The organism is Mycetohabitans sp. B3 (assembly GCF_021498065.1).
In the GTDB taxonomy this organism is placed as follows: domain Bacteria; phylum Pseudomonadota; class Gammaproteobacteria; order Burkholderiales; family Burkholderiaceae; genus Mycetohabitans.
This window is the reverse complement of record NZ_JAHLKN010000005.1, coordinates 1-14,648: the sequence shown is the minus strand read 5'-3', so window position 1 is coordinate 14,648 and position 14,648 is coordinate 1. Positions and strand designations below refer to the sequence as shown.

Sequence of the window (14,648 nt, the reverse complement as noted above, 5' to 3'; positions counted from 1 at the left end):
CGCGGTCTCGTCCAGCGCCTCACCTCGCGATGCAAGCGGCTTGGGCAATGCGCATTGGCTTAAAATAGCCACTCAGTTGACCCGCTTGCATGCCATGCGTTCAGGAGACCGCCCCGTGACTCATTCGATTGCGCGTGCCGCCGTGCGCAAGCCCTTCCCCCCATCGCTGCTCGAGGCACTCAAGGCCGCATTCGACGAACGCGTCTCGGTCGCCGAAGCCGTACGCGCGCACCATGGGCGCGACGAGTCGATGTTCGATCCGCAATGGCCGGATGCAGTCGTCTACGCCCGCACAACGCAGGAGGTCGCGGCCATTGTCGCACTGTGCGCGCAGTACGAGGTGCCGGTGATTCCGTATGGCAACGGCTCGTCGCTCGAAGGCCATCTGCTCGCGGTGCAGGGCGGTGTGACGATTGATCTGTCCGAGATGAACCGCGTGTTATCGATCGACGCGCACGACCTGACAGCCACCGTGCAAGCCGGCGTGTCGCGCAAGGCGCTCAATGACGCGTTGCGCGACACCGGCTTGTTCTTCCCAATCGACCCCGGCGCCGACGCGAGCATCGGCGGCATGGCCGCCACGCGCGCCTCGGGCACGAACGCGGTCCGCTACGGCACGATGTGCGAGAATGTACTGGGCTTGACGGTGGTGCGGGCCGATGCACGCATCATCCACACGGGCTCGCGCGCGCGCAAGTCGTCGGCGGGCTACGATCTGACACGCCTCTTTGTTGGCTCTGAAGGCACGCTTGGCGTGATCACCGACGTCACCGTACGCCTGTACCCGTTGCCTGAAGCAATTTCCGCGGCCGTGTGCGCATTCCCAAGCATGGGCGACGCTGTGCGCACCGTGATCGAGACGATCCAGTTTGGCGTGCCGGTGGCGCGCGTGGAATTCGTCGACGCGCTCGCGATCCGTGCGATCAACCGCCACTCGAACCTGACATTGCCGCAGACGCAAACACTGTTCTTCGAGTTCCACGGCAGCGAGACCGGCGTGCGTGAGCAGGCGCAGACGGTACAGGACATTGCCGCGCAACATGGAGGGCAAGGCTTTGAATGGGCCACTCGTCCGGAAGAGCGCAGTCGGTTGTGGAACGCGCGACACAGCGCATACTTTGCGATGTTGCAGCTGCGCCCCGGTTGCCGTGCGCTGACCACTGACGTGTGCGTGCCGATTTCGCAGCTGGCTGAATGCATCGAACAGACAGAGGCAGACCTGAAGCAATCGTCACTGCTGTGTCCAATCGTAGGCCATGTCGGCGACGGCAACTTCCACGTCGCGATGCTGATTGACCCCGCTAGCCCGGCCGAGATTCAGGAGGCGGAGCAGTTGAACCAGCGGCTCGTGTCACGCGCGCTGCGCTTTGGCGGCACGTGCACCGGCGAGCACGGCGTCGGCCTGCACAAGATGGGTTTCCTCGTCGACGAGCATGGCGCGGATGCCGTTGACACGATGCGAGCGATCAAGCATGCACTCGATCCGCGCAATCTGATGAATCCTGGCAAGATCTTTGCCTTTCATGGACCGCACTAGACACGTCGCGCGGAGCATGCCATGAACGCTTCAGTCGAACCGTCCCCAGAAGCTATCGCGGCACGACAACGCGAAGTGGTTCAGGCGCTGATGACAGTTGTGCCCACGCATTGCCTGCTGTATCGCGCCGAGGATACGGCGCCGTACGAATGCGACGGGCTTGCCGCGTATCGACGGCTGCCGCTCGCGGTGGTGCTGCCCGAGACAGAATCGCAAGTGCAGCACGTGCTGCAGACATGCTACCGGCTCGACGTACCGGTGGTGCCGCGCGGCGCCGGCACGGGTCTGTCCGGTGGCGCAATGCCGCTGCGCGATGGCATCGTGCTGTCGCTCGCGCGCCTCAAAAAGATCGTCAACATTGATCCCTACGCGCGTACCGCGACGGTCCAGCCGGGTGTACGCAATCTGGCGATCTCGGAGGCGGCCGCGCCATACGGGCTGTACTACGCGCCTGATCCATCATCGCAGATCGCCTGCACGATTGGAGGCAATGTCGCCGAGAATGCGGGTGGCGTGCATGGCTTGAAATACGGCTTGACCGTACATAACGTGCTGCGTGTGCGCGCGGTCACGATGGAGGGCGAGCTGGTCGAGTTCGGCTCACTGGGGCCGGATTGTGCAGGGCTGGACCTGCTGGCGGTGCTGATTGGCAGCGAGGGCATGTTTGCCGTCGTCACGGAAGTGACGGTCCGGCTGCTCCCGAAGCCGCAAGCGGCGCAGGTCATCATGGCCAGCTTTGATGATGTAGTCAAGGGCGGCGACGCGGTCGCGGCGATCATCGCGGCCGGCATCGTGCCTGCAGGCCTCGACATGATGGACAAGCCGGCCACGCACGCGGTGGAGGAATTCGTGCAGGCCGGCTACGACCTGGATGCGCAGGCCATCCTGCTGTGCGAGTCCGACGGCACACCCGAGGAGGTCGCCGATGAGATCGTGCGCATGACTGCGGTGCTGCGTGCGTACGGCGCGACGCGGATCCAGATCTCGCGCTCGGAGACGGAGCGGCTCAAGTTCTGGTCCGGGTGCAAGAATGCATTTCCGGCCGCGGGGCGCATCTCGCCGGACTACTATTGCATGGACGGTACCGTGCCGCGGCGAGCAATCGGGCCACTGCTCGCGCGCATCGCCGAAATGGAAAAGCAATACGGGCTACGCTGCATGAACGTCTTCCATGCGGGCGACGGCAACATGCATCCGCTGATCCTATTCAACGGCAACGATCCCGATGAGTGGCGGCGCGCCGAGGCCTTCGGCACACAAATTCTGGAGGCCTGCGTGGCGTTCGGCGGCACGATCACCGGCGAGCATGGCGTGGGCATCGCGAAGATCGATTCGATGTGCGTGCAGTTCTGTGCGCAGGAGCGCGACGCGTTCCTCGCGGTCAAGCGCGCGTTCGACCCGTCAGGGCTGCTCAATCCGGGCAAGGGCATCCCGACGCGGGCGCGCTGTGCCGAATACGGCAGGATGCGGGTCCATCGAGGTCTGCTGCCGCATCCCGAGTTGCCCAGGTTCTGACACGATGACGCAGATGACGCATCCCTACGCGAGCCTGCGCTCGCAGGTCATGCAAGCCAGCGAGCGCGGCGTGCCGCTGCAGATCCGCGGCGGCGGCACCAAGTCGTGGTATGGCCAGCACATCGAGGGGGAAGTGCTCGATACGCGCGCAGCAAGCGGCATCATCGCCTACGATCCGGCCGAACTGGTGATCACCGCGTACTGCGGCACGCCGTTGGCCGACATCGAGGCGGCACTGGTCGAGCATCGTCAAATGCTCGCGTTCGAGCCGCCGCACTTCGGTCGTGGCGCGACAATTGGCGGCTGCATCGCCGCCGGCCTGGCTGGCCCACGCCGGGCCAGCGCGGGCGCGGCGCGCGACTTCGTGCTGGGTACGACCGTGATGAACGGACGCGGCGACGTGCTGCGCTTTGGCGGTCGCGTGATGAAGAATGTCGCCGGCTACGATATCGCGCGGCTGATGGCCGGCTCACTCGGCACGCTCGGCCTGCTGCTGGACGTGTCGTTGAAAGTACTGCCACGCCCCAATGCGGAGTTGACGCTGAAGTTCGACATGAACGGCACCGACGCGGTACGCAAGCTCAACGACTGGGCTGGCCGGCCGCTGCCGCTGACCGCCAGTGCATGGCGTAACGGCACGCTGGCGTTGCGCCTAGGCGGTGCGGACAGCGCGCTCAAGAGCGCGCGCAACAGGCTCGGCGGCGAGGTGGTCGACGCGGTGGAGGCCGAGCGCTTCTGGATGGGACTGCGCGAGCAGACCGATGCGTTCTTTCAGATGATTCCAGCCGACGCGGCGCTATGGCGCCTGTCGCTGCCATCGATCACCGAACCGCTACAGTTACCCGGTGCCCAGTTGATGGAATGGGGCGGCGCGCAGCGCTGGTGGGTCACCGATACCGATGCGCAGACGGTGCGCATGGCGGCGCGGCAAGCCGGCGGCCATGCGACGCTGTTCCGCTGCGGTTCGCGCTACAATCGTAACGTCGGTGTGTTCACCCCGCTGCCCTCGCCGCTGATGAACATTCATCGCCGCCTGAAAGCGGTATTCGACCCGGCACGCATCTTCAATCGTGGCCGGCTCTACCCGGACTTCTGACTGCTGCGATGCAGACCAATCTCGCGGACTTCATTCGCAATACACCGGACGGCAACGAGGCCAATGCCATCCTGCGCAAATGCGTGCACTGCGGTTTCTGCACGGCAACCTGCCCCACCTATCAAATCCTCGGCGACGAGTTGGACGGCCCGCGCGGGCGCATCTATTTGATCAAGCAAATGCTTGAGGGCGCACCGGTCACGCGTAGCACGCAGTTGCACCTGGACCGCTGTCTGACGTGCCGCAATTGCGAGACGACTTGTCCGTCCGGCGTGCAGTACGGGCGACTGGCGCAAATCGGGCGCAAGCTTATCGAGCAGAAGGTGCCGCGCCGCTGGCGCTCGCGGCTCGTACGGCGCCTGCTGGCAAGCTTGCTGCCGAATGCGACACTGTTCACGCCGGCGATGCGGCTCGGACAGCATTTGCGTGCGCTGCTACCCAAGCGGCTGCGCGACAAAGTGCCACCACGGCAACGTCCGCGCGCGTGGCCAACAGCGCGGCACCCAACCAAGATGCTAATGCTGACCGGCTGCGTGCAGCCCGGCATGATGCCCAACATCAACGTAGCGACCGCGCGCGTGCTCGACGCGCTCGGCATCGAACCGGTCGTGGCCGGCGACGCCGGCTGCTGCGGTACCATCCGGCTGCACCTGGGGTACCACGCACAGGCGCTCGATGACGCACGCCGCAACATCGACGCCTGGTGGCCCTACATCGAGCAGGGCGCAGCGGCCATCGTCATCAATGCCTCCGGATGCGGCGTGACGGTCAAGGAATACGCACACCTGCTGCGCGACGATCCAGCGTACGCCCACAAGGCGGCGCACGTGGCCAGCCTGGCACAGGACCTGGCCGAGCTGCTGCCCCGCTATGAAGCCGAACTCGCGTCCCGCCTACGCCGGCGCGGCGTCCATACGGTCGCTTACCACCCGCCATGCACGCTGCAGCATGGGCAGAAAATCACCGGGCGCGTCGAGCGGCTGCTCCAGGCGCTTGGACTGGAAGTGTGTGTGCCATCCGACGCACACGTTTGCTGCGGCTCGGCCGGCACGTACTCAGTGCTGCAGCCAGCGCTCTCCTACACGCTGCGCAACCAGAAGCTCGAACGCTTGTCGGCACTCGAGCCGCAGATGATCGTCTCGGCAAACGTGGGCTGCATTGCGCACCTGCAAAGCGGCACGTCGACGCCGGTCGCGCATTGGATCGAACTCGTCGATCGCCTGCTGTCCGATTAAACCCTTCCACGTCATGCCCTCCCTCATTGCGCAACATCTGGACGAAGTCCGCCGACGTATTGCCGCGGTGGCTGCAGCCGCCGGCCGCGATCCGGCGAGCGTGCAATTGCTCGCCGTGTCCAAGACCTTTCCAACCGACACTCTACGCGCTGCCCACGCGGCGGGCCAGCAGGCGTTCGGTGAAAACTATGTGCAGGAGGCATTGGACAAGATCGCCGCCCTGCAGCCATTGCGTGCGTCGCTCGAATGGCATTTCATCGGGCCACTGCAGTCGAACAAGACGCGGCCGGTCGCTGAACAGTTCGACTGGGTGCATTCGGTCGACCGACTCAAGATCGCGCATCGGCTGTCCGAGCAACGGCCCGCCCACCTGCCGCCGCTCAATGTCTGCGTGCAAGTCAACGTCAGCGGCGAGGCGTCCAAGAGCGGCGTCGCGCCCGATGAGGTTGCCACGCTGGCACGCGACGTGGCGGCGCTGCCCCGGCTGCGGCTGCGCGGACTGATGTCGATCCCTGAGCCCGTGTCCGGACTGCACGCGCAGCGCGCGCCCCATCGGCGATTGCGCGAACTATTCGATGCTGTCAATGCGCAAGGCCTCGGCCTCGATACACTGTCGATGGGCATGTCGGCCGATCTGGACGCGGCCATTCTCGAAGGCGCGACGATCGTGCGGGTCGGCACCGCGATTTTCGGCGCACGAACCTATCCCACTCACTAAACGGAATCCCCATGAAAATCGCATTCATCGGCGCAGGCAACATGGCCGCCGCCCTGATCGGCGGGCTGCTCAAGCGTGGCATCCCAAGCGCCAACCTGTACGCCATCGACCCATCAGCCGACGCGCGCGCGCGCTTGACGCAGCAACAGCCGATACAGACCGGCGAGGCTGCCGACGCCTCGCTCGGCGACTACGATGCGATCGTCATCGCGGTCAAGCCCCAGGTGATGAAAACCGTGGTCGAATCGCTCGCGCCGTGGCTGCGTGCGCAGCTGATCATCAGCATTGCCGCCGGGATCCGCGCGGCGGACATCTCGCATTGGCTCAACGGCTACCCGCGCGTAGTGCGCTCGATGCCCAATACCCCAGCGCTGATTGGCATGGGCGTAACCGGTCTGGCAGCACTACACGGTGTCGATGATGCCGACCGGGCGCTCGCCGAGCGGGTGCTGCGCGCGGTCGGCGAGATCGTGTGGTGCGACGATGAATCGAAAATCGATGCGGTGACGGCCATTTCCGGCAGCGGCCCGGCCTACGTGTTCTACTTCATCGAGGCCCTGCAGCGCGCCGCGCGCCAGTTGGGACTCGACGATGAACAGGCGCGCGCCCTGGCGCTCGCCACGTTCACCGGTGCCACCCAACTGGCCGCACAGTCAGGCGAGTCCGCCAGCGTGCTGCGCGAGCGCGTGACCTCAAAAGGTGGCACAACGGCCGCCGCGCTCGAGTCCTTCGAGGCCGACGGCATCGGCGCAGCGATCGTACGCGGCGCGTTGGCAGCCCACACTCGAGCGATCCAGATGGGCGACGCGTTCGGCAAACAATGAGCCGGCGCCGCCCGCTCAGAGCCCCGTGCTTGCATAGTGCGCGGCGATACCGGCGAACAGGATACCGCCAAGCCAGTTGTTGTGCATGAACGCCGCAAAGCACCGCATCCGGTCGCGGTCACGGATCAACGTGTAGTGGTACGCCGCACAGCCGAGTGCGCCCGCCCATCCAGCCCAGTACGCGACGGACCAGTGCCGCGCATAGCCGATCCACGCATAAATGCCCAGCATCGCTGCGTAGCACAGCATCACGGCCAGTACGTCGAAACGGCCGAACGTCAATGCGGACGTGCGAATGCCAATTTTGATGTCATCATCCCGGTCCACCATCGCGTAGGCGGTGTCGTAGGCGAGCGACCAGAACACGTTCGCCAGCAGCATCAGCCACGCGAGCGGCGGCACATGGCCCTGGATCGCGGCGAACCCCATCGGGATCCCGAAGCCGAACGCAACGCCCAAGTAGGCCTGCGGAATCGCGAAAAAGCGCTTCATAAACGGATACGTGCCCGCCACGAACAGCGCCGCGACAGAGAGCCACTTGGTCAGCGAGTTCAGCGGCAGGATCAGCAGGAACGACACCAGCGCAAGCACGGCCGCTACCGTAAGTGCTTCCCACGGGGCAATCTGACCCGACGTGAGAGGTCGATCCTGCGTGCGCTTCACATGCTTGTCGAAATCGCGGTCTGCGTAATCGTTGACCGCGCATCCGGCCGAGCGCATCAGAACCGTGCCAATCGCGAAGATCGCAACGATATAGGCAGGGGGATGGCCGTCTGCCGCTACCCATAACGCGTTGAGCGTCGGCCACAGCAACAGCACGCTACCGATCGGCCTGTGCAGCCGCAGCAGACGGAAATACAACGGCAAACGCAAGGTTAGCGTGGACATCATGCAGCACTCGGATCGAAACGTCGTGATCCGTTATTCTAGGTGAAAATGCGCGTAGGCCGCCGCTTGCCGCTTGTCGTTTGCCGCCTGCTGGTCGCGCTGCGCCGCTTTGCGTGGGCCCCGCCCCCGCCGGGTGGCTTCGCGGGAGCGGCGCCACCCAGCTTCGCGTAGGCCGTGCCGCCCGGACAGCAGACCGGCGTACAGGCCATCACCCGTAGTGATGCGCCTCGAGCTTCCACAGGTGTTCATCCACGCCGCGGGAAATTTCGGTGAACAGATCGGACGATGTCGGGTCGCCGACGTCGGCCGTTGCGGCGATCGCCTGGTGGACCTGCTGGCCGTACTTGGCCAACGCATCGGCAAGTTGCCGGACGTGGTCCTTGCCGTCCCTGAGTTCGAGCGGATACGGCGGCAGTGGCGACTGGCCGGCGACCTGCTGAATGCGGCCATCCGCTGTGCCGCCAAGCGCGACCAGTCGTTCGGCGCTCAAGTCCGCCCATTCGACCGCTGCCGAGTGGACTTCGTCGAACAACAAGTGCAATGCGATGAATTGCGGCCCCTGGACATTCCAATGCGCCTGCTTCGCCTGCCGCTGAAGATCGATTGCCGTGATCAATGACTGTCCAAGCAAGCTGATCGATTGGCGGCGGATGTCCTCGGGCAGCGTGTTACGAGTGGGGTGAAGTGACATCATGGCCTCCGTGGAAAAAACAGTCAGTTGACCGAGGCGGGCAATTCGAGTTTGCGCGTACCGGGTAGCTCGCATGCGCGGATCGCATCGCAAATCGCATCGATCGCCGGCATCCGCGTGAAGCTTTTGCGCCATGCCAGCACCACGCGCCGGTCCGGCTGCGGCTCGGTGAACGGCACGTAGCTAAGCAGGCCATTGTCCACGCCGCTCGCATGCGCGCGTACTTCCTGCACCGAGGTGCGCGGCAGCACGGTGATGCCCACGCCGCTGGCCACCATGTGACGGATCGTCTCCAGCGAGCTGCCCTCGAACGTCTTCTGAATCCCGTCCGCGTTCTGCGAAAAGCGCATTAGCTCCGGGCACACGCCCAGCACATGGTCCCGGAAACAGTGGCCGCTGCCCAGCAGCAACATCGTTTCCTGCTTCAGGTCCTCGGCATTGATCGCGTTACGCCGCTCCCACGGGTGCCCCGCAGGAAGCGCGACCACGAACGGTTCATCATACAGCGCACGGACCATCAAGCCGGTTTCCGAGAACGGCAGCGCCATGATCGCGACGTCAATCTCGCCTTGCTTGAGCAGTTCGATCAGCTTCAGCGTGAAGTTTTCCTGCAGCATCAGCGGCATCTGCGGCACCGCCTCGATCATCTGCTTGACCAGCGCCGGCAGCAAATACGGGCCGATCGTATAGATTACGCCGAGCCGCAGCGGCCCGACCAGCGGATCCTTGCCCTGCTTGGCGATTTCCTTGATTGCAAGCGTCTGCTCGAGCACACGTTGCGCCTGGGTGACAATCTGCTCGCCGATCGGCGTGACGCTGACCTCGCTGGTACCGCGCTCGAAGATCTGAACGTTCAGTTCGTCCTCGAGCTTCTTAATCGCAACCGACAACGTCGGCTGGCTGACGAAACACGCCTCCGCCGCCCGGCCAAAATGGCGTTCCCGGGCAACGGCAACGATGTACTTGAGTTCGGTGAGCGTCATTGTCGATTAATCGAGACGATATTTTCGATAGTTTTCTCTTATACGCGTTGCCGGCCCATTTGCCAAGGGCCTTTATCCCCTCGCCGGCATGGTCGCAAACCTGCCTTCTCACCCTCACGCCTTCAAGTACTGCTCGCGGCTGCCGAGCCAACGTGCCAAGTGTGCCGCGGCGGCCTGCGGATACTCGCCCAGCAGCCGCTCGGCCGCGCGCCGTGCCGGCTCGATTAGCCAAGCATCCTGTTCGATGTCTGCAAAGCGCAACATCGCTGCGCCGGATTGCCGCGCGCCAAGGAATTCGCCGGGGCCACGGATTTCCAGATCCCGGCGCGCGATCTCGAAACCGTCCGTGGTCTCACGCATCGTGCGCAGTCGTTCGCGCGCCGCCAAAGACAGCGGGCTGGCGTACATTAGCAGGCACACCGACGACTGGCTGCCCCGGCCGACCCGGCCGCGTAATTGGTGCAATTGCGCGAGGCCGAAGCGCTCCGCGTGCTCGATCACCATCAACGACGCATTAGGCACGTCAACGCCGACCTCGATCACTGTGGTCGCTACCAGCAAATGGATCTCATTGCGGGTAAAGCGCGCCATCACATCGGCCTTATCGGCTGCCGCCAGGCGACCGTGCACCAGCCCCACCTGCAGCTGCGGCAGCGCGGCGACGAGTGTCTCATAGGTGTCCACGGCAGTCTGCAGTTGCAGCGCCTCGCTCTCCTCGATCAACGGGCACACCCAGTACACCTGGCGTCCAGCCAGTGCGGCCTCGCGCACGCGGGCAATCACTTCATCGCGACGCGCGTCCGATACCAGCTTGGTCAGCACCGGCGTGCGCCCCGGTGGTAACTCATCGATCGTGGACACATCCAGGTCTGCGTAGTACGTCATCGCGAGCGTGCGCGGAATCGGCGTCGCGGACATCATCAATTGATGCGGCTGAAACCCCGACACCGCGGCTTCGGCCTGCGCCTTCGCGCGCAATGCAAGCCGCTGCTCGACGCCAAAGCGGTGCTGCTCGTCCACGATCACCAAACCAAGCCGGGCGAATTTCACCGCCTCCTGGATCATCGCATGCGTGCCGACCACCAGCTGCGCGTCGCCGCTGGACGCCGCCTCCAGTGCGGCGCGCTTGTCGCGCGCCTTCAAGCTGCCGGCCAGCCACGCAGTGCGCACACCCAGCGGCTCGAGCCAGCCGCGCAGTTTGCGCGCATGTTGTTCAGCCAGCAACTCGGTGGGAGCCATCAGCGCCGCCTGGTAGCCGGCATCAATCGCCTGCGCCGCCGCCAGCGCGGCGACCACCGTCTTGCCGCTGCCCACGTCCCCCTGCAGCAACCGCTGCATCGGATGCGCCGCGGCCAGATCCACCGCAATTTGTTCGCTGGCCCGCTGCTGCGCGCCGGTCAGTTGGAACGGCAGTGCGGCATGCAACCGCGTGACGAGCGCGTCTCGATCGGCAGCGGGACGACGCGCCATCGCTGGAGCGGCGCGCAAGCGCCGCTCATCATGCGCGCGTTTGAGCGACAATTGCTGCGCGAGTAACTCCTCGAATTTGATTCGCAACCAAGCCGGATGGGTTCGGTCCATTAGTGCGGCCTCATCCGCATCCGCACGCGGGTGATGCAGCGTGCGAACCGCATCGGCCAGCGGCGGCACCCCAAGCGGGGCCAGAAACGCGTCAGCGATCCGCGGCGGCAGCAACTCCGGCAAGGGTGTGCGTTGCAGCGCGCTGTCGATCGCACGGCGCAAATACGCCTGCGACACGCCGGCCGTACTCGGGTACACAGGCGTCAACGCGTCAGGCAACGGCGCGTCGTCTTCGACCACGCGGTATGCCGGGTGCACCATCTCCATCCCGAAGAAGCCCCCCCGCACGTCGCCACGCACGCGCAAGCGCGCGCCAGGCGCGAGTTGCCGGGTCTGAGAGCCCCAGAAGTTCAGAAACCGCAGCATCAGCACATCGCCATGTTCGTCGCGCAGCCGTACCAGCATCTGGCGGCGTGGTCGGTAGGCGATTTCATTGTCCACCACTTCACCCTGGACCTGCGCAGTCATGCCCGGCAGCAGTTTGCCGATCGGCGTCAGCGTCGTCTCGTCCTCGTAGCGCATCGGCAAATGCAGCACCAGGTCGATGTCACGCGCCAGCCCCAGCCGAGCCAATTTATCGCTCGGCCTGCCACCCGACTTGCCGGCGGGCTTGGCCGCCGCGTTGGCGGCGGGTTTGACTGCAGTCTCAGTAGCGGGCTTAGCTGGAGCATCGGTAGCAGGCTTGGCTGGAGCATCGGCATCGGGTTTGGCTGAAGCTTCGGTAGCAGGCTTGGCCGAAGCGTCGGTAGCGGGTTCAGCCAGGGCCTGGGTGGTAGGCTCCATCGTAGCCTTGTCGGTGGGCTTAGCCAAATCGTTGCCAGCGGGCCGAATGGCGGGACGGCCGACAGCTTGGGCAGCCGTGTCAGCAGTGGCTTGGACCGCGGCCTTGTCGCCGCCCGTGGCCGCCGGGGAGCGCTTGCGTGCTGACGGCCCGGCGGCGCGCCCGGGCACGGTGGCACCGCCTGCGGCGGCATCGCCAGGCACGGCATCGGGTTCACCTGATCGCGGTAACACCGGCTGCGGATAACGGGACAAAGGCATTGGGCTATCGCAAGTACAATATCGATTTTATTGGCACGGCCCTGCATTGTGCATCAGGGTAGCGCGGTTGCGCGAGCGTGCCGCTGCGCTGCCCGTCCTATTTCATGTACACGCTGTCCGATTTCGATTTTGATCTGCCCCCGGAGCTGATCGCACAACATGCGTTGCCCGAGCGCAGCGCGAGCCGCCTGCTCGAAGTCACGCCGAGCGGCGCACTGCTGGACCACCGTTTCGGTGAACTGCCGGCTTGCATTGAGCCCGGTGACCTGCTGGTGTTCAACGACACGAAAGTGCTCAAGGCCCGCTTCGACGGGGTCAAGGCGAGCGGCGGACGTGTCGAAGTGCTGATCGAGCGCGTGACCGGTACGCGCACCGCACTCGCGCAAATCCGTGCAAGCAAACGCCCCGCGCCGGGTTCGACAATCCGGCTCGCAGACGCATTCGACGTGAGCGTCGGCGAGCGCGTCGAGCCATTTCATACGCTGCATTTCCCGCACGATTGCATCGAATTGATTGACAGGTATGGGCGGTTGCCGCTACCGCCCTACATCGAGCACAGTCCCGACACGTACGACGAGGCACGCTATCAAACCGTGTTCGCGACGACGCCAGGCGCGGTCGCAGCGCCTACCGCCGGCCTACACTTCGATGCGCCAACGCTGGCTGCGCTGGATGCGCGCGGCGTGCGCCGTGCTACGTTGACGCTGCACGTGGGCGCCGGCACGTTCCAGCCGGTGCGCACCGACGACATTGCGCAGCACAAGATGCACAGCGAGTGGTACCACATCCCGCCGGCGCTCGTTGAAGCAATCGAGGCCACGCGGGCTGCGGGACGCTCGGTGATCGCGGTCGGCACGACGTCGATGCGCGCACTGGAAGCAGCAGCCCGCGATGCCGAGCGCGATGGCCGTGAACTGCGTGCGATCCGTGCCGAAACGGATATCTTCATTACGCCCGGTTACCAGTTCCGCGTCATCGACCGGCTCGTGACGAACTTTCATTTGCCGAAGTCGACGCTGCTGATGCTGGTGTCCGCATTCGCCGGTGTCGAGCCGATCCGCCGCGCGTACCGCCACGCGATCGCGCAACGCTACCGTTTTTTCAGCTACGGCGACGCGATGCTGCTCACGCGGGCCGCGTCCGTTGCACAGCCATGACCCGACATCGCCACCCGCGCTCGCCATCATTGCGCACCGCCCACGCGCCCGACCTGAACCCATCATGTTGAAATTCGACCTCTTGCGCACCGATGGCCTCGCACGGCGCGGCCGACTCACGCTGAACCACGGCACGATCGACACGCCGATCTTTATGCCGGTCGGCACCTATGGCACGGTCAAGGCCATGGCACCACGCGAGCTTGAGGACATCCGCGCACAGATCATCTTAGGCAACACGTTCCATCTATGGCTGCGTCCAGGACTCGATACGGTCACCGCGCATGGCGGCTTACATCGCTTCATGGGTTGGCAACGGCCGATCCTGACCGACTCCGGCGGCTTCCAGGTATTCTCGCTTGGCGAGTTGCGCAAAATCACCGAGGACGGCGTGACGTTCGCGTCGCCGATCAACGGCGACCGGCTGTTCCTGTCGCCCGAGGTGTCAATGCAGGTGCAAAAGGTGCTGAACTCCGACATCGTGATGCAATTCGACGAGTGCACCCCGTACGCGACCGACGGCGTGCCCACCTCGCATGATGCCGCGGCACGTTCGATGCAGATGTCGCTGCGCTGGGCTAAACGCTCGCTCGACGAATTTAGGCGCCTTGCCAATCCAAACGCACTGTTCGGCATCGTGCAGGGCGGCATGTACGAGGCACTGCGCGACGAATCGCTTGCGGGGCTGTCGGATATCGGCTTTGACGGCTACGCGATCGGTGGCCTGTCAGTCGGCGAACCGAAGGAGGACATGCTGCGCGTACTGCAGCACATCGGCCCCAGGCTGCCGGTCGACAAGCCGCACTACCTGATGGGGGTCGGCACGCCGGAGGACCTGGTGGCCGGTGTGGCCGCCGGCGTCGATATGTTCGATTGCGTGATGCCCACACGCAACGCGCGCAACGGCTGGCTGTTCACGCGGTTCGGCGACTTGAAGATCCGCAACGCGATGCACCGCAACGACACGCGGCCGCTGGATGAAAGCTGCGCCTGCCATACATGCCGCCACTTTTCGCGCGCGTATCTGCATCACCTGCATCGCGTCGGTGAGATCCTCGGCGCGCAACTGAACACGATCCACAATCTGCATTACTACCTGAACCTGATGCAGGAGATCCGCGATGCCATCGAAGCGGGAACGTTCAACGCGTTCGTCACGCACTTTCAAGCGGATCGCGCACGCGGCGTCGAATAGCGGCTCGCACACTTAAGCAGGAGCCGGATATCGCAGCGCTGAATCTGGTGCTGCCCCTGTTGGCGAGATGCCGGTGCGCCCGCTTGGCGCCGCGGCTGATGTCGATGTCGATGTCGATGTCGATGTCGATGTCGATGTCGATGTCGATGTCGATGTCGATGTCGATGTCGATGTCGATGTCGATGTC

General features: G+C 64.7%; 13 protein-coding genes. 8 read left to right on the top strand and 5 right to left on the bottom strand.

All coding sequences use genetic code 11. The annotated features are described in order from the left end of the window. Positions 1-94 precede the first annotated feature (94 nt). Genes KQH55_RS01340 through proC form a run of 6 tightly spaced genes read left to right on the top strand, consistent with a single transcriptional unit; the run spans position 95 to position 6,925 of the window. A complete protein-coding gene (locus KQH55_RS01340; protein WP_139337438.1) occupies positions 95-1,537 on the top strand; it encodes an FAD-binding oxidoreductase in 1,443 nt (480 codons plus the stop codon). 21 nt (positions 1,538-1,558) lie between these two features. Beyond that, positions 1,559-3,052, top strand: a complete 1,494-nt coding sequence (locus KQH55_RS01335) for an FAD-linked oxidase C-terminal domain-containing protein (protein WP_076796954.1) — start codon at positions 1,559-1,561, stop codon at positions 3,050-3,052. Positions 3,053-3,065: 13 nt separating this feature from the next. Then, entirely contained in the window at positions 3,066-4,148 is a 1,083-nt protein-coding gene (glcE, locus tag KQH55_RS01330) for a glycolate oxidase subunit GlcE (RefSeq protein ID WP_076797358.1), read from the top strand. An 8-nt stretch (positions 4,149-4,156) separates the two neighbouring features. Further along, positions 4,157-5,383, top strand: coding sequence for a glycolate oxidase subunit GlcF (glcF, locus tag KQH55_RS01325; protein ID WP_076796953.1), 1,227 nt, complete (start codon positions 4,157-4,159; stop codon positions 5,381-5,383). 13 nt (positions 5,384-5,396) lie between these two features. Continuing rightward, positions 5,397-6,101: a YggS family pyridoxal phosphate-dependent enzyme gene (locus tag KQH55_RS01320; RefSeq protein ID WP_076785440.1), complete on the top strand. Its 705-nt coding sequence runs from the start codon at positions 5,397-5,399 to the stop codon at positions 6,099-6,101. An 11-nt stretch (positions 6,102-6,112) separates the two neighbouring features. Further along, positions 6,113-6,925 (top strand): pyrroline-5-carboxylate reductase, encoded by an 813-nt coding sequence (gene proC, locus KQH55_RS01315; protein WP_235090047.1) that lies wholly within the window; start codon positions 6,113-6,115, stop codon positions 6,923-6,925. 15 nt (positions 6,926-6,940) lie between these two features. On the opposite strand, the gene ubiA is transcribed toward proC, so the two are convergent. From ubiA to recG, 4 genes are all read right to left on the bottom strand, one after another. After that, the gene (gene ubiA, locus KQH55_RS01310; protein WP_076787410.1) at positions 6,941-7,813 is read right to left on the bottom strand and encodes a 4-hydroxybenzoate octaprenyltransferase; all 873 of its coding nucleotides are present in this window, start codon (positions 7,811-7,813) and stop codon (positions 6,941-6,943) included. 208 nt (positions 7,814-8,021) lie between these two features. After that, on the bottom strand, positions 8,022-8,504 hold the full coding sequence (gene dps, locus KQH55_RS01305) for a DNA starvation/stationary phase protection protein Dps (protein WP_076797357.1): 483 nt from the start codon (positions 8,502-8,504) through the stop codon (positions 8,022-8,024). Positions 8,505-8,527: 23 nt separating this feature from the next. Continuing rightward, positions 8,528-9,487, bottom strand: a complete 960-nt coding sequence (locus KQH55_RS01300; RefSeq protein ID WP_076785442.1) for a hydrogen peroxide-inducible genes activator — start codon at positions 9,485-9,487, stop codon at positions 8,528-8,530. Positions 9,488-9,601: 114 nt separating this feature from the next. Further along, positions 9,602-12,109 (bottom strand): ATP-dependent DNA helicase RecG, encoded by a 2,508-nt coding sequence (gene recG / locus KQH55_RS01295; RefSeq protein ID WP_373566344.1) that lies wholly within the window; start codon positions 12,107-12,109, stop codon positions 9,602-9,604. Positions 12,110-12,213: 104 nt separating this feature from the next. On the opposite strand from recG, the gene queA reads away from it, so the two are divergent. Together queA and tgt are read left to right on the top strand one after the other, a co-directional pair. Continuing rightward, positions 12,214-13,266, top strand: a complete 1,053-nt coding sequence (gene queA, locus KQH55_RS01290; RefSeq protein WP_235090046.1) for a tRNA preQ1(34) S-adenosylmethionine ribosyltransferase-isomerase QueA — start codon at positions 12,214-12,216, stop codon at positions 13,264-13,266. Between the two features lie 64 nt (positions 13,267-13,330). Further along, complete coding sequence (gene tgt, locus KQH55_RS01285; RefSeq protein ID WP_139337437.1) at positions 13,331-14,461, top strand: tRNA guanosine(34) transglycosylase Tgt; 1,131 nt, start codon at positions 13,331-13,333, stop codon at positions 14,459-14,461. Here the strand turns inward: tgt and KQH55_RS01280 are convergent. Next, the coding region (locus tag KQH55_RS01280; protein ID WP_235090045.1) for a hypothetical protein at positions 14,421-14,648 on the bottom strand (228 nt) is incomplete at its 5' end. The genes tgt and KQH55_RS01280 overlap by 41 nt on opposite strands.

Excerpts from the sequence above, each read along its gene's own strand:
- KQH55_RS01320 (WP_076785440.1), top strand. The coding sequence starts at position 5,397 with ATGCCCTCCCTCATTGCGCAACATCTGGACGAAGTCCGCCGACGTATT.
- ubiA (WP_076787410.1), bottom strand. The coding sequence starts at position 7,813 with ATGTCCACGCTAACCTTGCGTTTGCCGTTGTATTTCCGTCTGCTGCGG.
- proC (WP_235090047.1), top strand. The coding sequence starts at position 6,113 with ATGAAAATCGCATTCATCGGCGCAGGCAACATGGCCGCCGCCCTGATC.
- tgt (WP_139337437.1), top strand. The coding sequence starts at position 13,331 with ATGTTGAAATTCGACCTCTTGCGCACCGATGGCCTCGCACGGCGCGGC.
- KQH55_RS01340 (WP_139337438.1), top strand. The coding sequence starts at position 95 with ATGCGTTCAGGAGACCGCCCCGTGACTCATTCGATTGCGCGTGCCGCC.
- KQH55_RS01300 (WP_076785442.1), bottom strand. The coding sequence starts at position 9,487 with ATGACGCTCACCGAACTCAAGTACATCGTTGCCGTTGCCCGGGAACGC.
- glcF (WP_076796953.1), top strand. The coding sequence starts at position 4,157 with ATGCAGACCAATCTCGCGGACTTCATTCGCAATACACCGGACGGCAAC.
- recG (WP_373566344.1), bottom strand. The coding sequence starts at position 12,109 with ATGCCTTTGTCCCGTTATCCGCAGCCGGTGTTACCGCGATCAGGTGAA.
- glcE (WP_076797358.1), top strand. The coding sequence starts at position 3,066 with ATGACGCATCCCTACGCGAGCCTGCGCTCGCAGGTCATGCAAGCCAGC.
- KQH55_RS01335 (WP_076796954.1), top strand. The coding sequence starts at position 1,559 with ATGAACGCTTCAGTCGAACCGTCCCCAGAAGCTATCGCGGCACGACAA.
- queA (WP_235090046.1), top strand. The coding sequence starts at position 12,214 with ATGTACACGCTGTCCGATTTCGATTTTGATCTGCCCCCGGAGCTGATC.
- dps (WP_076797357.1), bottom strand. The coding sequence starts at position 8,504 with ATGTCACTTCACCCCACTCGTAACACGCTGCCCGAGGACATCCGCCGC.